This window comes from Senegalia massiliensis (assembly GCF_009911265.1).
Taxonomy (GTDB): Bacteria; Bacillota; Clostridia; order Tissierellales; family SIT17; genus Anaeromonas; species Anaeromonas massiliensis_A.
Map to the genome: position 1 here is coordinate 140,646 of NZ_QXXA01000006.1, position 18,267 is coordinate 158,912.

Consider the following 18,267-nt stretch of genomic DNA (forward strand, 5'->3'; position numbering starts at 1 on the left):
AATATATATTATCATTTGTAGATATAGATGTAAATATTATTTTTTATTCTCTTATGATTTTTATTAAAACTTCTTTATCTTCACATCACCTTCATAGTTAATATTTATTTTTATTTTAGCTTTAGCTTTATTTCCTACCATTTTTATTTGACTTTTACCAGATTCTAATTTAAGTTCTTTATTATCTGCTATATCCTTTTCATAAATTTCTACTATATCCTTATCTGGTGTAACTAATACTATTTTAAAATCACCTTCTGTCACTTCTATATCATAATCTAGTATTACTTTCCCATTAGCTTGTGATTCAATTTTCCATAACGTTTTTACTCCAGAAAAGCTACTGAATTTTAATGACTTATTATTACCCATATTATTTTCTACGCTTTTTATGAATAATGCACTATCCTCACCTGAAGCTATTTCATGGTTATCATTGTATACTTCACCTTTCTTTTCACTTAAATATGAACATCCCATTAATGCAAATGATAAAAATATAGTTAAAATAAATATCAGTAATGTTTTTATTGATTTCTTCATCACAAACCTCCACTTAATCTTATTTATAAGATCTAACGAATTCATATAAATCCCCTTATATCAATTGAATTTAAAATATGTATAACAAAAACTAATAAATATTCAACATATAAAATATTCTATAAAAGTTTTTAAATCCCTTCTTTTATTATATTAAATTGAAAGAATCTCTCTAATAATTAATCAAAACAAAAAAACAAGTAAAAAAGTAATTACTTTTTTACTTGTTTTTTCATCTAATATTATATTCCTTAACCTATTAATAGGTTTTTTACTAATAATTAATTAAATTCTTTAGAACTCCATAATCATCTATATAGTCTATTTCAACTAATGCTCCTTCTGAAACTTTAAAATGCCATCTATCATCTATATCTAAATCAAGTAATAATGCTATAATGGTTTGAATAACTCCACCATGAGTAACTAGCAAATATTTTCCATCTTTTTTCTTTAGAATATTTAAAAATTCTTCTACTCTTGTGTATAAATCCCTTAATGATTCTCCTTCTGGTATAGCATAATTAATATAATCAACTATCCAATTTCTCCATTCATTTGGATATAGTTTTTCTACTTGTTTATAATTTTTATTTTCAAATATACCGAAATTTAATTCATTTATATTTTCTACTATGTCTAATTTAGTATCTATTTTTTCACTTATACTCTTAGCAATTATCTTACATCTTGTCATAGGGCTTGTATAAATACAATCCACATCATAATCAAAGTTATTTACTATCTTATCAAATTGATCTCTTCCTCTATCTGTATATTTAGATTCAGTTTGTCCTATATATACTTTTTTACTATTTGCAATGGTCTCAGGATGTCTTAAAAGTATTAGTTTCATTTAAATCCAACTCCTTAATATATAAATAGAAAATAAAAATATAATTTGTGTTATTTCAATTATAAACCCTATGGTATCTCCTGTCATCCCACCTATTTTTTTTGTTATATATCTTGTTAAATATAATGATACTAATATACAAATAACAATAGGTAGAATTGCATTAACTCCAAACAATACTACAGTTATTATACCTAAAAACACAAGTGCCAAACTAGATTCTTTTTTATTTATATTATCCATAAATATCTTACCCATACCACTTTCTCTAGCATAATCACTAATTGAAGCTGAAAATATTGCAAGTGTTCTACTTAAAATAGGTACTAATAATATATACTTTAAATCTATATAAGAAGTTAAAGTGATATTTGATATTAGTAATATTATTATCCCAATTACACCAAATGCTCCTATCCTACTATCTTTCATTATTTCTAACATTTTCTCTTTATCTCTATTTGAAAAAATTCCATCTATTGTATCAGAAAAACCATCCAAATGAATGGCTCCTGTTATCCAAATATATATAATCCATATGATTAAAGATAATACTGGTCTATGAATAAATTTTTCTAAAAATGTAAATATAAAAAGTATAATACCTATTATCAAACCTATTATAGGTAAATATTTTATTCCTTTTTTATATTTTTCTTCTGTATATTCTACATATGGTACAGGAATCCTTGTGAAAAATGATAATAAAAGTATAAAACCTTCCATCATTTTTCTCCTTTAATTTCTATAGGTATACCAGACACTGTAAGGTACACTTTATTTGCTCTTTTTGCAATATATTGATTTACCCTACCTGCAATATCCCTAAATATACTACCTAATTTATATGAAGGTACAATTCCCATGCCTAATTCATTTGTTACAAGTACTACATTTTTATCTTTTAATGCATCTAAAAGTATATATATTTCATTAAATATCTGATTTTCTAAAGTATCTATTTCTTCTTCAGAAATATCATCAAAATCTATATTTTTTTCTAATATTAAATTTGAAATCATTATTGTAATACAATCTAATATAATAGTATCTGCATATTTAAATTTATCGTCGTCTAATATAATATTAAAGTTTTTATACATTTCTATTGTATGCCAAGATTCTGGTCTTTGTTTTCTATGTTTTTTAATTCTAGATTTCATACCTTCATCAAAAGGTATCGAAGTTGCAATATATACTACATTTTTCCCATTCTTTTTTACTATTTTTTCAGCAAAACTACTTTTTCCACTTCTAGCTCCACCTGTTACTAAAGTTAAATCACCCATTTAATTCACCTGCTTCATCTAATGATTTTAGTGCATCTAATATGAATATATTTTCTTCTCTTCTTTTTATGGCAATTCTAAAATAGGTATTATCTAAACCTACAAAGTCTTCACATGTTCTAATATAAATATCTTTTTCTAATAATAAATATTGAAGAGTAGATGCTTCAATATTTTTTAATCTACATAAAAAGAAATTTGTGTAAGTTTTATATACATTCAAATATGATATCCTTTTTAATCCTGAATATAAAAAGTCTCTTTCCTCATATAACCAAGTTAAACTTTTATAATAATATAGATCATCATCAATTATATCTTTAACTACATTTAATGCTAAACTATTTACAGCCCAAGGCTCAATATTATCTTTCATTTTCTTTATAATATCTTTATGTGAAATGCCAAATCCTAGTCTAAGTCCAGGTATAGCATAAAATTTTGTAAGAGACCTTAATATAAAGATATTATATTTATCTATAAATTCTATAGTGGTTTTTTCTTCTAAAAAATCTACAAAAGATTCATCTATAAATAAAAATATATTTCTTTCATCTAATATCTCTAATAACTTTTTTAGAAAGTCATTATTGTAGAAATTCCCTGTAGGATTGTTTGGATTACACAACACAAGACAATCTATATTTTTTTCATCTAAATGGATTTTTAGCTTTTCTAAATCTATATTAAAATTATCTTTGTCTGTTTTAAAATACTCTATATTACTTCCACTAAGACTAAATGCCCTTTCATATTCATTAAAAGTAGGTTGGACTATAGATATATTTTTGAATTTTATACAACGTGAAAAAACGTATATAAGCTGTATTGCACCATTTCCAAGTATTACATTTTCACTACTAATTCCTAATTTTTTCGAAATTGCTTCTCTTTGTCTCTTTCCATCTACTTCTGGATATTTATCTATATTATCTAAAGAGCTTCTTAAACTTTCTATTACTCTTTCAGATGGACCTAATGGATTAATATTTATACTAAAATCTATTATATTTCCATCTCCATAATATCCACCATGTTTATTCATATATCTACCCTCCAATTACAAATACTATAACAATGAAAAATAAGGAAAATAATATTTCACTTATATACATAATATTTATAGTTCTATTTATATCTTCAATTTCTAATGTTCTATTTTTATCTCCTATAGTTGGCTTATATATTTTTTCACCGAAATAAATATTCTCCCCACCTATTTGAATATTTAATAACCCTGCTACTGCAGATTCAGGAAATCCTGCATTTGGACTCTTATGATTAAATCTATCTCTTATAAATATTTTAAAGCCATTTTTTATATCATATTTTAATAAACCAACTAAAATCATAAAAAAACTTCCTATTCTTGCTGGTATAAAATTTACTACATCATCTAATTTAGCTGAGAAGTACCCAATATCTTTATATTTTTTATTAGTGTAACCTACCATTGAATCAAGTGTATTTATTGATTTATATAAAAATACAAATTGTACAGGCATTTCTACTAAAAATCCTATAAATATATAAAACAAAGGTGCTAATACTCCATCAATAGTATTCTCTGCTATAGTTTCTACTGTAGCACGTGTTATTTCATCTTCAGATAAATTTTCTGTATCACGTCCAACTAAATATGATATTAATATTCTTGCTTTTTTTATATCACCTTTTTTTAATACTTTATAAATTTTAATTCCTTCATCTCGTAAACATTTTGCTGCAAGGGATGTGTAAAGCAAATAAATAGTTATTACAATATTAAAAACCGGGTGAATCTTATTAGCTATAAAAAGTATAATACTAATAATTATAAAAACTATCATTAATACTAATATTAAAAGTAAAAATCCTCCTATTTTTAAATCCATTTTTGATTTTCTGATTTTATTTTCAATATATGATATTAACTTACCTATATAAACAATAGGATGTGGTATAAAATATGGGTCCCCAAATAAAAAATCTAATATAAGAGCTAAAAAAATTATATACATTTCTATCATTTTTTACAATCCCATTATTTCTTTTATTTTATCCATATCTAAATTTGTTCTAGTTAAATCTGCTAATTTGTTATACTCACCTTGTTTTATTTCTTCAAAGCTAGTTTTATCTTTATCTTTTTCTAATCCTTTTTTTTCTAATATTTCTTCTATTATATTTATTCTAAAATTATCATTTTCAAATATTCCATGAAGATAAGTACCATATACTGTTCCCTTATCATTTATAGCACCATCAAATCTATTTCCTTCTAATTCTATAAATGGTTTACAATTAAATCTCTCAGTTTTACCCATATGAATTTCGTATCCATTTATACTTTCACCATTAAGTTTTCCTGATACTCTTAATGTATCTTTCTTTTCATTTATAACTGTTTTAGTACTAAGAAGGCCTAGTCCATTTATTCTATCCATATTAGATTCAATATGTAATGGATCAGATATTTCTTCTCCTAACATTTGATATCCTCCACATATACCCATAATAGGAATACCTTCTTTATGCTTTTTATATATTAATTTATCTAAATCGCTTTTTATTATATATTCCATATCTTTTATAGTGTTTTTACTTCCTGGAATTATAAGAAAATCTATATTATCAAAGTCTTCTTTTTTAGTAATATATCTTACATTTACTCTTCTTTCCATTTCTAGAGGCGTAAAATCACTAAAATTTGATACAAATGGAAGCTTAATAACTCCTATATTCACATCATTATCCACATTTTTATTAAATCTTGTAGTTACACTATCTTCATCATCAATATCTAATTTAGTAAATGGAAGAACTCCAAGACAAGGTATATTTATTTTTTCTTCTAACATTTTTATTCCAGGATTTAATATTTCAATATCCCCTCTAAATTTGTTTATAATGAAGCCTTTTATTCTTTCTCTCTCTTCTGGCTCTAATAACATAATAGTTCCATAAATACTTGCAAACACGCCTCCTCTTTCTATATCTCCTACAAGTATTACAGGACTATCTACCATTTCTGCAAGTCCCATATTTACAATATCATTTTCACGTAAGTTTATTTCTGCAGGACTTCCTGCTCCTTCTATTGCTACTATATCAAATTTATCATTTAATTCATTATATGCTTTTTTAACAATTCCCTTTATATTTGGTACTTCTTTTCTATATTCAGATGCAGTTAAAGTTCTATGAACTCTACCCATAAGTATTACTTGACTACCTACATCACTTGTAGGTTTTAAAAGTATTGGATTCATTTCAACCATTGGTTCTATTTCTGCTGCTTCAGCTTGTACTACTTGAGCTCTACCCATTTCTTCTCCATTTTCAGTGACATATGAATTCAATGCCATATTTTGTGATTTAAATGGAGATATACTATATCCATCTTGTTTAAATATTCTGCAAAGAGCAGCAGTAACTATACTTTTTCCTACAGAAGACCCTGTGCCTACTATCATTATATTTTTTGCCATGACTTTTCTCCTTTATAATTATAAAATTCTTTTTCATTTTCAAACAATGGTATCTCTAATTTTTTATGGACTTTAACAAGCCAAGGTTCTTTTAAACTAGCCTTATCTAATGTTTTTTTATTTAAAAATACTTCTCTTGTTATACCAGAATCTATTATTTCACCTTTATTTAATACATATATATAATCGCAATATTCATATATAAAATCCATATCATGACTTGATACTATTGTTTTTTTTCCATCATTAACAATACTATTCATAGTATTTATCATATTATCTGTCATTATTGGATCTAAACCAGCTAATGGTTCATCAAAAAATATTACTTTACAATCTAATGCTAAAACTCCTGCTATTGCAACACGTTTCTTTTCCCCATGGCTTAAAAAATGAACTGGTTTATCTTTAAATTCTTCTATATTGAGTAAATTTATTATTTTATCAACTTTTATTTTTACAGTATCTTCATCAATTCCTAAGTTTCTAAGCCCAAAGGCTATATCATCATAAGTGTTAGAATAAAAAATTTGTTTATCTGCCTCTTGAAATACTATCCCTACTTCTTTTCTTAAGTTCCTTAAAAATTTTTTATTGTATTTTATTTTTTTATCATTAAATAAAACTTCACCTTTATTGGGTTTAAGATAACCTATTAGATTTAAAAAAAGAGTAGTTTTCCCAGCACCATTTCCTCCAACTATACCAATTTTATTTCCTTTATTTAAATCTATATTTATATTTTTTAATGCAACTTTTCCGTCTTCATAATTATAATTTAAATCTACTGTCTTTAACATATATTCACCTACATATAAAACCTATTGTCATAATTTTTACTTTCAAGAGAAATTATCATATCTTTATATCGTTTAATAATCCTAACAATTAATGTTCTTAAAAGTAATCCTAAAGAATTAAAACTATTTTTCATGTTTATATATCCAAACCTTAAATCTTGTGCTTTATAAATCTTAGCTATCTCTTCTAAAAGTATAAATATAAATCTATATGTGAGCATTATAAGCTCTATTAAAAGGACTGGTATTTTATATTTTAATAATAATTTAATTAAATTATTAAAGGGTGTAGTAAGTATTAAAAAGTAACTACAAGATATGGCTGAAAATGCTCTAGTTGTAAGGATGATAGCTTTAAGTAAGCTATCATCCCTTACAACTAGATAAAAATTAGAAAGTTTAACGCTAAAAAAAGTGTCTACATTACTATGTGAAATCGAAAAAACTAAAGCTATTAAACTTAAAATAATAAAACTCATAGGTAATAAATACATTTTAAAGTATCCTTTTATAGGTATTTGGGCAATACCTACTAAAATAACACTCATAATAATGAAAATAGATATATGAACAATATAGCTATTAGAAAATAAAGCTATAGTAATCATCATAATAAATAAAAAAAGCTTTAAATCATCATTAAAATATCTTAATTTATTTATATATGCATATCTATCAATTATTAGCATTTTTAGCTTTACCCTTCATATAGCCTAAGAAATATGCTATTATTCCAGTACCTATAGCTCCTTGTAAGGTAAATATAAGGGTTTCAGTTTCTCCTCCTGGTGGTTCCCAAAGAGGACTAAACCAAGGAGTATAGCTTTCAGGAATAGCTTCCTCAGCTAGAGAATCAGAGCCTGCAAACTCAGAGTCTTTTATTACAAGTATTGGAACAGCTATAAGTATTACAACTATAAATAAAAGTAATAAATTTTTATATGTTTTTTTCATAAGCTAAAACTCCTTCCTCTTTATATCCAGCTATTAAATTATATACAATAACACTAAGTATTCCTTCTGCTATAGCAAGCGGTATTTGAGTTATAGCAAATATAGATAAAAACTTAACTAATAATTCCATAAATCCTTCATTTGCTCCTGCATGAGCCATGGCAAGCTGAAAAGATGTAACAACATAAGTTATTAAATTTCCAAATGCAGCTGCTAGAAATATTGAAAACTCTTTTTTCCATCCAGCTTTCTGAGAAAGCTTATAAATACCAAATGCTACAAAAGGTCCTACTATTGCCATAGAAAACGTATTTGCTCCAAGTGTAGTGATTCCTCCGTGGGCAAGTAATAATGCTTGAAAAATTAGCACAATCATCCCAATTACACTCATTACAGATGGACCTAATACTATTGCTCCAAGACCTACCCCTGTAGGATGTGATGAACTTCCTGTTATAGATGGTAATTTTAAAGCAGATAACACAAATACAAATGCCCCCATAAGTGCTATTAATATTTTTTTGTTTCCATCTTCTTTCACCATTTTAGAAATATTCCTAAATCCTAAAATTACAAAAGGCAAACTAACAATTGTCCAAAGTCCTGCCCAAAAAGGACTTAAGTAGCCTTCCATGATATGCATAGCATTTGCATATTTTGGCATAAACACTAATACTAAACCAAATAAAACTAGATACTTCTTTTTCAACTTTATCCCCTCCGAATATTTTTTACACAATAAAAATCCTACCTCGGAGGTAGGATAGTTTTTTAGCTAAAATATATATTATCTATAAGCTGGTATATCCTTCCCTCCGAAGGCTTAATTCCCTAAATTAGGCAGGTCTCCTGGCTCGCCATCATCCTACTTTCTCTCCTTCCCATTCTAATGAATAGTGGACTTGAGATTTCGTTATGGTTACAGTAGCGGGGGCTGCAGAGGTTTCTCACCTCTTTCCCTATTAATCATAAGTATGAACCTAAATTTAATATTCGATTTTTATTGTTAAATATATATTATCACTTGTGAAGATAGAAGTAAATATATTTTTAGTTTTTATTCTGATTATAAAAAAACCTATAAAATAGACCTCTCTAAAATCATCTATCTTATAGGTTTATATTAATATAATTTATCGTTTATCTATTAACTTTCTACTTCTCCTAAAGCAACTGGTTTCTTCAATACCTTTAAAAGTAATGCTGTAATTATACTTCCTACTAATATTGCTATTATATATAAGAGCCAATTTGTAACTACAGGGAATACAAATATTCCTCCATGTGGTGCAGGGGAAGATGCTCCAAATACTGCGGATAATCCTCCTGCTATAGCTGAACCTGCTATTATTGAAGGTATTACACCTTTTGGATCTGCTGCTGCAAAAGGTATTGCTCCTTCCGTTATAAATGAAAGTCCCATTACATAATTAGTTTTTCCTGCATCTATCTCTTTTTCTGTAAATTTATCTTTAAAGAATGTAGTCGCAAGCGCTATTCCAAGTGGTGGTACCATTCCTCCAGCCATTACTGCTGCCATTATATGTCCATTTCCTTCTGCAACTGATGCTACACCAAATACATATGCTGCTTTATTTACAGGGCCTCCCATATCTACTGCCATCATCCCACCAAGTATTAGTCCTAATAATAATTTATTTGCTCCACCAAGTCCACTAAGCCAGCTATTTAGTCCTGTATTTAGCCATTCTACTGGTGGAACTACTATAAAGTTCATAATAGCACCTACTATTAATATTCCAAATAGAGGAAATAACAGAACTGGTTTTATTCCTTCTAATGATTGTGGCAAATTACTAAATAGTTTTCTGAGCATTTTTACTACATAACCTGCTAAAAATCCTGCTAAAAGTGCTCCTAAAAACCCTGCTTTTCCATTTGCAGCAAGAGCTCCTCCTACAAATCCTGGTGCTAGAGCTGGTCTATCGCCTATAGATGATGCAATGAATCCTGCAAGTATTGGTAGCATAAAGCTAAATGCTGTGCCTCCTAGTGTATTAAAAAATGCCGCAATTTCATTACCTGAACCATAATTATCTGCTCCTGCATTATTAAAATCAAATAAAAATGCTAATGCTATTAATATTCCTCCACCTACTACAAATGGAAGCATATTTGATACACCATTCATTAAATTTCTATATATTCCCTTGCCTGTACTTTGAGATTTAGTAGATGTAGAAGTTTCTTTTGCTTCGTATACATCACCATTTTTTTCTAATGCTCTTTCTATTAAAGCACCTGGCTGCTTTATAGCATCTGATACTGGAGTTTGTATTACAACTTTTCCATGAAATCTATTCATTTCTACTTTTGTATCTGCTGATACTATTATAGCCGTTGCTTCTCTTATTTCTTTATCTGTGAGTCTGTTTTCTACACCTGTTGAACCATTTGTTTCTACTTTTATATCTACATTCATTTTTTCAGCTTTAGATTTTAAAGCGTCTGCTGCCATATAGGTATGAGCTATTCCAGTAGGGCATGCTGTAACTGCAAGTATTTTTTCTCTTTTTTGTTCTACTTTAGGTTTTTCTTTTTCTAATCCTTCTTTTTCTATTTGTTTTTTATCTATTATATCTAATATTTCTTTTTTGGTATCTGCAATTAATAATTCTTTTCTAAAACTCTCATCCATCAAAAATGTAGATAGTTTCTGAAGGGTTTTTAAATGATCATTGTGTGCTCCTTCACTTGCTGCTATCATAAAAAATAAATGAGTAGGTTCTCCATCTAATGAATCAAAGTCTATACCATCTTTACTTCTCCCAAATGCTATTGATGGAGTTTTTACTGCATTAGTTTTAGCATGAGGTATTGCAACTCCTTCTCCTATTCCTGTAGTCCCTTCTGATTCTCTTTTTAATATTTCTTTTTTATATTCCTGTTTATCATTAAGTCTATCTGCTTCATCTAATTTATTTATAAGTTCATCTAATGCATCTTCTTTCTTTATACTTTCTAATTCTAATATAATAGTATCATTTTTTATTAATTCAGTAATTTTCATTTTTTCACATCCTTTACTTTAATCTTTCAATAACTATATTATCTAGCAATTGTTCCACTTCTTCTTTTTTAGCTAAATCACTAGAAAAAGCTGTTGCAGAGCCTGCTGCTACCGCCCATCTAAATGAATTTAGTACATCTTTTGTCTTTGTATAACTTGATAAAAATCCTGCTATCATTGAATCTCCTGAACCTACTGAATTTTTAAGTATTCCTTTTGGTGATTTTACAAAATGCACTTCATTTTCTGATAGTAATATTGCTCCATCACCTCCCATAGAAACTATTACGTTTTCCGCTCCTCTTCGTTGTAACTTCTGTCCATACTTAATTATGTCTTCATTATCCTTTATTTCTATATTAAATATTTCTTCCAATTCTTTCTTATTTGGCTTTATCAAAAATGGATTATTCGAAAGAGTTTTTTCTAAAGATTCTCCTGTTGTATCTACTATTATATTAATATTTTTTTCACTACATCTTTCTTGTATTGTAAAATACATATCTCTTCTAAGTGATGATTGAATATTTCCTGCAAGTATTAAGAAATCACCATCTTTTAATTTATCTATTTTTTTATAAAATTCTTCTATTTTTTCATCAGGAATATCAGGACCTATTGCATTTATTTCTGTTTCAATTTCACTTTTCAATTTCACATTTATTCTTGTTGGTTCATCTAAATATATAAAGTCTGTATTAATATCGGATTTCTTTAAATACTCTTCTAAGTATTTTCCTGTAAAACCACCTATAAACCCTAAAGCTGTACTTTCTACTTCTAAATTATAGAGTACTCTTGAAATATTTATTCCCTTGCCCCCTGGATAAATATATGTGTCTTTTGCTCTATTTGTTTCTCCAAAATTTATTTTATCTATTTCTAGGTTATAATCTATTGCTGGATTAAAAGTTACTGTGTAAATCATTACTCTGTCACCTCTATTTCTGTATGTTTAGTATAATTACTTTGTTCTTTATCTGTAATTATTATGACATCAGAAAAATCTGTTACTTTCACAAAACTAATTTTGTCAAATTTACTATGATCAGCTAATACAAAACTTTCAGTAGAATTATCTATTGCCCTTTTTTTCATTATAGCTTCCTCTGTGTCTGGTGTTGTAAGTCCATACTCTAAATGAATACTATTAATCCCAATAAAAACTTTATCGAATCTAAATTTTTCTAAATTTTTAAGTGCGTCTGATCCTACTACTGCTTTTGTCTTTCGTTTAATTTTTCCACCTAATATATATACATCTATTCCTCGGTCAAGTAGTAAATCTACATTATCAACTCCATTAGTTACTACAAGTATATTTTTTTTATCTATTAATTTAGCCATTTCATATGCAGTAGTTCCAGCATCTAAATATATACTATCTCCTTCTTCTATAAGTGATGCTGCATATTTTGCTATAGAAACCTTTTCCTTTTTATTATGAATAAGCTTATCTTTAAAACTTTCTTCATTAAATCTTCCTTCTAAAAGTGCAGCTCCTCCATGAACTCTTTTTAATTTATTCTCCTGTTCTAAATATGATAAATCTCTTCTTATGGTTGATTCTGAAGAGTTTGTTATTTCTACAAGTTGATTTACTTTTACAATTCCTTTTTTATTTAATTCTTTTAATATAAGTTCTTGTCTTTGTTCTGTAAGCATATTTTTCACCTTCTTAATTACATTATAAATTAAAAAAACTATAAAGTCAATCATATTCACTCAATTATATTCATTAACAATCACAAATATTCATATATGCAGTCACTTTCAATCATATCATGTAATAAAGGTACTAGGATTTGTGCCCTAGTACCTTTATTATCTATATTTAATTATTTTTTAAATATATCTCTTATAAAATCAAATATACTTTTACTTCTCTTTTCTTCAGGTGCATTTATAGCTAAATCAGCCATTTTTAGTATTCCTTCCTTAGATTTGGCAACTGCTATAAATCTTCCTGAATGACAAAATACAGCATCTTCTACTCCAGTTATTTCTGCTAATTCATCATTTTCTTTTCCTGCCCAAGATTTAGGCAATTTCTTCTTATCAGTACCATCTTTACCTCTTACTGTCTGGATAGCATAATTATGATCTTTAGGATATATTACAAATAATACTTCTCCTCTTTCATCTATTTTTTTTAATATTTCTCCCCAAGGAGAAAATTGTTGTAAAATTAATATCTTTGGATTTGTTCTATTTTCAAAAGCAGTTATAATATTTTCTGTAGATTTTATTACTGAAATCCTACTATTAAAAGTATTTTCAAATACTACTTTTGCTAATTTCACAGCTTCCATAAAAGCATTGTCTATAGAATCATCTAAATACCAAGGAGGATTAAACCCTGATATTATTTTGGAAATATGCATAAGTGGTATATCTTGTTGAATTCTAATACCATTATCTAAAGCATCTATTCCTTCTATTACTACTCTATCTATATAGTGAAATATATCATTGACTTCTTCTTCACTTAATGAATCTTCTTTAAACTTTATAATCTCTTTACCAAATTGTCTCCATATTAAGCCACAAGCTGCATATGGTATTCCATTTTCTCTATATTTTTTCTCTATACCATGATGGTCAAATTCTCCTCTACCTACATCATAAACAATATCTAGATCTTTTAATATATCATTATCTCTAGTTCTTATTAATTCTATATCAAATATTTGTTTAAGTATTGCTGTAGCCATGACATCATCTGCATGAAATCTACCATTATGAGTACCTACTTTTTTAAATTCTTTTTGATTAGCCATCTTATCACCTTCTTAAAATAAAATCTCTATCATGTCATGATAGAGATTTTATAATTATATATTTCTATTTTTTACGAATTCCTTTTTATTATCCTTATTTTTTATAATTCAATTTCAAGTTCTACTGGACAATGGTCACTTCCCATTATATGCGAATGAATTTTTGCATCTATTAAATCATTCTTTAATCTTTCAGAAACTACAAAGTAATCGATTCTCCATCCAGAGTTTCTCTCTCTTGCTTTTCTCATATAACTCCACCAACTATATACTTCTTCTTTATCAGGATAAAAGTGTCTAAATGTATCTATAAAGTTAGCATTTAAGAGTTCTGTCATCTTTCCTCTTTCTGTATCTGTAAATCCAGCATTTTTCCTATTGCTTGATGGATTTTTAAGATCTATTTCATTATGTGCTACGTTTAAATCACCACATAATATTACAGGCTTATTTTTGTCTAATTCAATTAGATAATTTGTAAAATCATCTTGCCATCTAGCTCTATAATCTAATCTTTCAAGACCTCTTTTTGAATTAGGTGTATAAACATTTACAAAATAAAATTTATCAAATTCAAGAGTTATTACTCGTCCTTCTTTATCATGTTCTTCTATCCCAAGTCCTTTAGTAAAAGATATAGGTTTTTTCTTTGTAAATACTGCCGTTCCAGAATAACCTTTCTTTTCTGCATAGTTCCAATACTGATTATAACCTTCTAAATCCAAATCAATTTGTCCCTCTTGTAATTTTATCTCTTGAAGTGCAAATATATCTGCATCTACTTCATCAAAATATTCTAAAAATCCTTTTTTTACACAGGCCCTAAGACCATTTACATTCCAAGATATCATTTTCATATATATCACTCCAATTAAATATTAATGTCCATATAAATGATACCACTATTTAGAGTAAAAAAACAATTATATTAAATATTCCATTTTGTGATATATTGGTTTTGTTTGTGGTATAAATATATTAAATATTTCATTTTAATATATTTATACCACAATACGTGATAGGAATTATTGTAAAAAATAATAAATATAAATTACATGATAATAAAAGAATTGCAATAGTATGTCATAGAGATGAACAACATGAATTAGGAGCAGGTATGATAACATATTTTTTTATTTTAGTAGGTTATAATAATGATATAAAAATAAGAAAAAGTCATATAAAGATATAGATCCAGATATATACTTAGACAGTTTTAATGATATCTTAAACTTAAGAAAGGAAGATTCAAATGAAATTAGCTTTTAAAATTGCAGTAAGATTTTTAAAATCCAATAAAGGTCAAACTATTCTTATTGCACTTGGTATTGCAGTTGGAGTATCAGTTCAAATATTTATAGGTTCACTTATACAAGGTCTTCAAAAGGATTTAGTGGATAGTACAATTGGTAATTCATCACAAATAACAATAACTTCTGATTCAAATGACAATATAATAAGTAATTATGATGAAAAAGTGAAAACAATAAACAATACAGATGATAGAATAAAAAATATATCTGTAGCTGCAGATGGTCCAGCACTTACTCGTGGTGATAAAAAAGATTATTCTTTACTTATAAGAGGATTAAATATTGATAATGCAAATAATATATATGATATAAATAAAAGAATCTATAAAGGTAAAAAACCAAAAGGCAATGGTGAAGTCTTAATAGGTAAAGTTTTAAAAGAAGAATTGGATGTAAATTTAAATGAAAATATTGATGTTGTAACCAATTCAGGTAAAACAAAAGAAATGAAAATAGTAGGTTTTTTTGATTTAGGCGTAGCAACAATTAATGAATCTTGGATGATCACAACCCTTGAAACAGCTCAAAATTTATTTGAATTCAATGATAATATTACAAGTATAGAAATGCAAGTAGAAGAAGTATTTGAGGCAGATGTTATTGCTAATAAAATTAAAAGTAATCTAGATGAAAATATAAAAATTACAAACTGGAAAGCTCAAAATGAGGAATTATTAAGTGGTTTAAATGGTCAAAGTATATCTAGCATAATGATTCAAGTTTTTGTTATTATATCAGTAGTTTTAGGTATAGCATCAGTCCTCGCTATTACTGTTATACAAAAGTCTAAGCAACTTGGAATTCTTAAAGCAATGGGTATACAAGATAAAACTGCTAGCTTGATATTCTTGTTTGAAGGATTACTTCTTGGAATAATTGGTGCAATACTTGGAGTAGCACTTGGACTTTTTATAAGCTATATGTTTACTCAATTTGCAGTAAATCCAGATGGATCACCTGTAGTAGCATTATATATTGATCCTATATTTATTGTCATATCAACATTTATAGCAATAGCTGCATCTGTTATTGCAGCACTTATACCAGCAAGACGTTCTTCAAAATTAAGTCCAATAGAGGTGATTAGAAATGGGTGATAGTATTTTAAAATTAGAGAATATCGATAAAGTATATGGTGAAAAAATAAAAACAAAAGTACTACACGATATAAACTTAAAATTCCAACAAGGAACATTTAACTCAATAATAGGCACTTCAGGTAGTGGTAAAAGTACACTTCTAAATATAATAGGTACATTAGATAAGCCTACTAAAGGAAAGGTTATTATTGACGGTAAAAGAACTGATACCATGAAAAAAAATGAAATAGCTACTTTACGAAATAAAACTATGGGGTTTATTTTTCAATTCCATTATTTATTGCCTGAATTTACAGCTTTAGAAAATGTCCTCATGCCATATAGAATAGGAAATAACAAGGTAACAAAAGAAGTAAAAAGAAGAGCTGAAGAACTTATAGAATTTGTAGGATTAAGCCATGTAAAGAATAATTTAGCTACAGATATGTCTGGAGGTCAACAACAAAGAACTGCTGTTGCAAGAGCTCTTATCAATAAACCTAAGTTACTTTTAGCAGATGAACCAACTGGAAATCTTGATTCTGAATCAACTGAAAAAGTATATTCTTTACTAAGGAATATAAGTAAAGAAATGAATACTACATTTATAGTTATAACCCATGATAAAAAAATAGCTGAAAGAACAGATAGAATAATAGAATTAAAAGATGGAAAGATAAATATGGATGTAGACAAATAAAAGTTTGGCATTAATGATATGATACTTCCAAAGTAGACAATCTAATTAATTAAAATTTAGATTATCTACTGGGAGGTATTTTTTATGGCAAAAAAATCAAAGCATAATATTTATCCCTTGGTTCTTAGAAACTAGATTAATAAATCGTATAATGATATAGAAACAGTAAAGTGGGTTATCCAAAATGATATGAGTTATAAGGATACTGTTAGTAAATATTCACTTATAATTATGAAAAACTATTAAGAATTACTTAATAAAAATACAAAATTAAATACAAATCCTTTCATAAAAGATTATAATATATATAAGAACTTAATGACAAAGTAAAAGGGAGGAGGTTGTTTTTTGAAAATTATTCAAATTATACTTTCTATTATTGTAGTTATTTTAGGAGTAATCTCTATTGTTAACGGAAGTTCTATTAAAACTATCACAATGTCATTTATGCTTATAGTTTTAGGGATTCTTCAGGGCGTTGATGCAATATATTTTTACAAACAAGATAAGAAGATTATTGCTGGAATTATGTTATTAATAAGTTTATTTATTGTTATAATCACAATTGTCAATTTTTTTACAATGTAAAAATTTATATTATAAAAAAATATTAATAAAATAATAAACTTATTTGTCATTGGATCTTGTTTTAAGTTAATAGTTAATGTTTTGAAAAATAAGTAGCCATAAACTACTTACTTTTCCGCATTTATATATTCAAATCCCTATAAAAATTGTTAATTTAATCTTACCTAGTTTCTAAATACCTTTCTGTTGCCAAATTAGGTTGCGACAACATCAATATTAAAAGCTTGCATTATATTTCACAATATTCTATAATTTAACTATGAAATCTCTATTATAAATGAAATGAGGTGAAAATCATGAAAAAATTATTTGTTTAATTATGGTTAGTACATTTTTTTAAGTTCTTCTAGTTTAGTATTTCCTGAAACTAATTTAACATCTTTCCAAAATTAAATCTTATTAAAGGAGAATATTATGGACATTATAAAGAAATTTGTTGTTACATATGTAGAATTTTTTATTATAATTTTTCTTGCTGATTTATTAATTGATAAAACATTTAATATTGTAGGAAATTTAAAAGGTTCATTTATTATAACAGCCATATTTATGTTATTTGGATATGTCTTTAAAAAATTATCATATAAATAAAAATCCATGTGAAAGACTTTTATAATATTTACTCCAATGTCTAAATATATTTAATTATAAAATGTTTTTAATTTTAAACAATTAACTTCTAAGAAAAGCAGAACATTAACAATAATTTGAAGAGTTAACAGAAAAAATAAAAGAATATATTAGATTTTATAATGAAAGAAGGTTACAAAAAAACTAGGATGTATGGCTGCTTTAGAATATCGAAACCACACATCCCTTTGTGCATAAAATTTTAATTAAATTATCTGTCTACTTAACATAGGT

General features: G+C 26.7%; 21 protein-coding genes, 1 pseudogene and 1 riboswitch. Of the genes and pseudogenes, 6 read left to right on the top strand and 16 right to left on the bottom strand.

Translation table 11 applies throughout. The features are described 5' to 3' along the window. Positions 1 to 63 precede the first annotated feature (63 nt). The 16 genes from D3Z33_RS06485 to D3Z33_RS06560 all read right to left on the bottom strand — a co-directional run bounded on the left by D3Z33_RS06485 (position 64) and on the right by D3Z33_RS06560 (position 14,580). Entirely contained in the window at positions 64 to 543 is a 480-nt protein-coding gene (locus tag D3Z33_RS06485; protein ID WP_160196962.1) for a hypothetical protein, read from the bottom strand. Between the two features lie 274 nt (positions 544 to 817). Further along, entirely contained in the window at positions 818 to 1,399 is a 582-nt protein-coding gene (locus D3Z33_RS06490; RefSeq protein WP_160196963.1) for a histidine phosphatase family protein, read from the bottom strand. After that, positions 1,400 to 2,125 (bottom strand): adenosylcobinamide-GDP ribazoletransferase, encoded by a 726-nt coding sequence (cobS, locus tag D3Z33_RS06495; protein ID WP_160196964.1) that lies wholly within the window; start codon positions 2,123 to 2,125, stop codon positions 1,400 to 1,402. Then, positions 2,125 to 2,688 (bottom strand): bifunctional adenosylcobinamide kinase/adenosylcobinamide-phosphate guanylyltransferase, encoded by a 564-nt coding sequence (gene cobU / locus D3Z33_RS06500; protein ID WP_160196965.1) that lies wholly within the window; start codon positions 2,686 to 2,688, stop codon positions 2,125 to 2,127. The genes cobS and cobU overlap by 1 nt, the downstream gene beginning before the upstream one ends. Then, a complete protein-coding gene (locus D3Z33_RS06505) occupies positions 2,681 to 3,733 on the bottom strand; it encodes a pyridoxal phosphate-dependent aminotransferase (protein ID WP_160196966.1) in 1,053 nt (350 codons plus the stop codon). Before D3Z33_RS06505 ends, cobU begins: the two co-directional genes overlap by 8 nt. 4 nt (positions 3,734 to 3,737) lie before the next feature. Continuing rightward, entirely contained in the window at positions 3,738 to 4,697 is a 960-nt protein-coding gene (gene cbiB, locus D3Z33_RS06510; RefSeq protein WP_160196967.1) for an adenosylcobinamide-phosphate synthase CbiB, read from the bottom strand. Between the two features lie 3 nt (positions 4,698 to 4,700). Then, a complete protein-coding gene (locus D3Z33_RS06515) occupies positions 4,701 to 6,158 on the bottom strand; it encodes a cobyric acid synthase (protein ID WP_160196968.1) in 1,458 nt (485 codons plus the stop codon). Next, positions 6,143 to 6,958, bottom strand: coding sequence for an energy-coupling factor ABC transporter ATP-binding protein (locus tag D3Z33_RS06520; RefSeq protein ID WP_160196969.1), 816 nt, complete (start codon positions 6,956 to 6,958; stop codon positions 6,143 to 6,145). Before D3Z33_RS06520 ends, D3Z33_RS06515 begins: the two co-directional genes overlap by 16 nt. Before the next feature lie 8 nt (positions 6,959 to 6,966). After that, complete coding sequence (cbiQ, locus tag D3Z33_RS06525; RefSeq protein ID WP_160196970.1) at positions 6,967 to 7,647, bottom strand: cobalt ECF transporter T component CbiQ; 681 nt, start codon at positions 7,645 to 7,647, stop codon at positions 6,967 to 6,969. After that, positions 7,634 to 7,912: an energy-coupling factor ABC transporter substrate-binding protein gene (locus D3Z33_RS06530; RefSeq protein WP_160196971.1), complete on the bottom strand. Its 279-nt coding sequence runs from the start codon at positions 7,910 to 7,912 to the stop codon at positions 7,634 to 7,636. The genes cbiQ and D3Z33_RS06530 overlap by 14 nt, the downstream gene beginning before the upstream one ends. After that, positions 7,896 to 8,621, bottom strand: coding sequence for an energy-coupling factor ABC transporter permease (locus D3Z33_RS06535; protein WP_431768828.1), 726 nt, complete (start codon positions 8,619 to 8,621; stop codon positions 7,896 to 7,898). The genes D3Z33_RS06530 and D3Z33_RS06535 overlap by 17 nt, the downstream gene beginning before the upstream one ends. A gap of 113 nt (positions 8,622 to 8,734) precedes the next feature. Beyond that, a riboswitch (cobalamin riboswitch) is annotated at positions 8,735 to 8,911 on the bottom strand. Positions 8,912 to 9,059: 148 nt separating this feature from the next. Beyond that, on the bottom strand, positions 9,060 to 10,943 hold the full coding sequence (locus tag D3Z33_RS06540) for a PTS fructose transporter subunit IIABC (protein ID WP_160196972.1): 1,884 nt from the start codon (positions 10,941 to 10,943) through the stop codon (positions 9,060 to 9,062). A 13-nt stretch (positions 10,944 to 10,956) separates the two neighbouring features. Continuing rightward, the gene (pfkB, locus tag D3Z33_RS06545) at positions 10,957 to 11,871 is read right to left on the bottom strand and encodes a 1-phosphofructokinase (protein ID WP_160196973.1); all 915 of its coding nucleotides are present in this window, start codon (positions 11,869 to 11,871) and stop codon (positions 10,957 to 10,959) included. After that, complete coding sequence (locus D3Z33_RS06550) at positions 11,871 to 12,608, bottom strand: DeoR/GlpR family DNA-binding transcription regulator (RefSeq protein ID WP_160196974.1); 738 nt, start codon at positions 12,606 to 12,608, stop codon at positions 11,871 to 11,873. Before D3Z33_RS06550 ends, pfkB begins: the two co-directional genes overlap by 1 nt. A 173-nt stretch (positions 12,609 to 12,781) precedes the next feature. Continuing rightward, positions 12,782 to 13,723: an MYG1 family protein gene (locus tag D3Z33_RS06555; protein ID WP_160196975.1), complete on the bottom strand. Its 942-nt coding sequence runs from the start codon at positions 13,721 to 13,723 to the stop codon at positions 12,782 to 12,784. 101 nt (positions 13,724 to 13,824) lie between these two features. Beyond that, positions 13,825 to 14,580, bottom strand: coding sequence for an exodeoxyribonuclease III (locus D3Z33_RS06560; protein WP_160196976.1), 756 nt, complete (start codon positions 14,578 to 14,580; stop codon positions 13,825 to 13,827). Between the two features lie 158 nt (positions 14,581 to 14,738). On the opposite strand from D3Z33_RS06560, the gene D3Z33_RS06565 reads away from it, so the two are divergent. From D3Z33_RS06565 to D3Z33_RS17165, 6 genes and pseudogenes are all read left to right on the top strand, one after another. Then, positions 14,739 to 14,915, top strand: coding sequence for a hypothetical protein (locus tag D3Z33_RS06565; RefSeq protein ID WP_160196977.1), 177 nt, complete (start codon positions 14,739 to 14,741; stop codon positions 14,913 to 14,915). Between the two features lie 60 nt (positions 14,916 to 14,975). After that, a complete protein-coding gene (locus D3Z33_RS06570) occupies positions 14,976 to 16,133 on the top strand; it encodes an ABC transporter permease (RefSeq protein ID WP_160196978.1) in 1,158 nt (385 codons plus the stop codon). Then, complete coding sequence (locus tag D3Z33_RS06575) at positions 16,126 to 16,815, top strand: ABC transporter ATP-binding protein (RefSeq protein ID WP_160196979.1); 690 nt, start codon at positions 16,126 to 16,128, stop codon at positions 16,813 to 16,815. Before D3Z33_RS06570 ends, D3Z33_RS06575 begins: the two co-directional genes overlap by 8 nt. A gap of 348 nt (positions 16,816 to 17,163) precedes the next feature. Next, positions 17,164 to 17,403, top strand: a complete 240-nt coding sequence (locus D3Z33_RS06580) for a hypothetical protein (RefSeq protein WP_160196980.1) — start codon at positions 17,164 to 17,166, stop codon at positions 17,401 to 17,403. 414 nt (positions 17,404 to 17,817) lie between these two features. After that, positions 17,818 to 17,994, top strand: a complete 177-nt coding sequence (locus D3Z33_RS06585) for a hypothetical protein (protein ID WP_160196981.1) — start codon at positions 17,818 to 17,820, stop codon at positions 17,992 to 17,994. 118 nt (positions 17,995 to 18,112) lie between these two features. Next, a pseudogene (locus tag D3Z33_RS17165) lies at positions 18,113 to 18,181 on the top strand (IS3 family transposase); the annotation flags it as partial. Positions 18,182 to 18,267 lie beyond the last annotated feature (86 nt).

What these genes read in the sequence shown, in the direction of transcription:
- pfkB (WP_160196973.1), bottom strand. Translation starts at nt 11,871, where the DNA reads ATGATTTACACAGTAACTTTTAATCCAGCAATAGATTATAACCTAGAA.
- D3Z33_RS06555 (WP_160196975.1), bottom strand. Translation starts at nt 13,723, where the DNA reads ATGGCTAATCAAAAAGAATTTAAAAAAGTAGGTACTCATAATGGTAGA.
- D3Z33_RS06585 (WP_160196981.1), top strand. Translation starts at nt 17,818, where the DNA reads ATGGACATTATAAAGAAATTTGTTGTTACATATGTAGAATTTTTTATT.
- D3Z33_RS06520 (WP_160196969.1), bottom strand. Translation starts at nt 6,958, where the DNA reads ATGTTAAAGACAGTAGATTTAAATTATAATTATGAAGACGGAAAAGTT.
- cobU (WP_160196965.1), bottom strand. Translation starts at nt 2,688, where the DNA reads ATGGGTGATTTAACTTTAGTAACAGGTGGAGCTAGAAGTGGAAAAAGT.
- cbiQ (WP_160196970.1), bottom strand. Translation starts at nt 7,647, where the DNA reads ATGCTAATAATTGATAGATATGCATATATAAATAAATTAAGATATTTT.
- D3Z33_RS06515 (WP_160196968.1), bottom strand. Translation starts at nt 6,158, where the DNA reads ATGGCAAAAAATATAATGATAGTAGGCACAGGGTCTTCTGTAGGAAAA.
- D3Z33_RS06540 (WP_160196972.1), bottom strand. Translation starts at nt 10,943, where the DNA reads ATGAAAATTACTGAATTAATAAAAAATGATACTATTATATTAGAATTA.
- D3Z33_RS06560 (WP_160196976.1), bottom strand. Translation starts at nt 14,580, where the DNA reads ATGAAAATGATATCTTGGAATGTAAATGGTCTTAGGGCCTGTGTAAAA.
- D3Z33_RS06575 (WP_160196979.1), top strand. Translation starts at nt 16,126, where the DNA reads ATGGGTGATAGTATTTTAAAATTAGAGAATATCGATAAAGTATATGGT.
- D3Z33_RS06550 (WP_160196974.1), bottom strand. Translation starts at nt 12,608, where the DNA reads ATGCTTACAGAACAAAGACAAGAACTTATATTAAAAGAATTAAATAAA.
- D3Z33_RS06490 (WP_160196963.1), bottom strand. Translation starts at nt 1,399, where the DNA reads ATGAAACTAATACTTTTAAGACATCCTGAGACCATTGCAAATAGTAAA.
- cbiB (WP_160196967.1), bottom strand. Translation starts at nt 4,697, where the DNA reads ATGATAGAAATGTATATAATTTTTTTAGCTCTTATATTAGATTTTTTA.
- D3Z33_RS06505 (WP_160196966.1), bottom strand. Translation starts at nt 3,733, where the DNA reads ATGAATAAACATGGTGGATATTATGGAGATGGAAATATAATAGATTTT.
- cobS (WP_160196964.1), bottom strand. Translation starts at nt 2,125, where the DNA reads ATGGAAGGTTTTATACTTTTATTATCATTTTTCACAAGGATTCCTGTA.
- D3Z33_RS06485 (WP_160196962.1), bottom strand. Translation starts at nt 543, where the DNA reads ATGAAGAAATCAATAAAAACATTACTGATATTTATTTTAACTATATTT.
- D3Z33_RS06570 (WP_160196978.1), top strand. Translation starts at nt 14,976, where the DNA reads ATGAAATTAGCTTTTAAAATTGCAGTAAGATTTTTAAAATCCAATAAA.
- D3Z33_RS06530 (WP_160196971.1), bottom strand. Translation starts at nt 7,912, where the DNA reads ATGAAAAAAACATATAAAAATTTATTACTTTTATTTATAGTTGTAATA.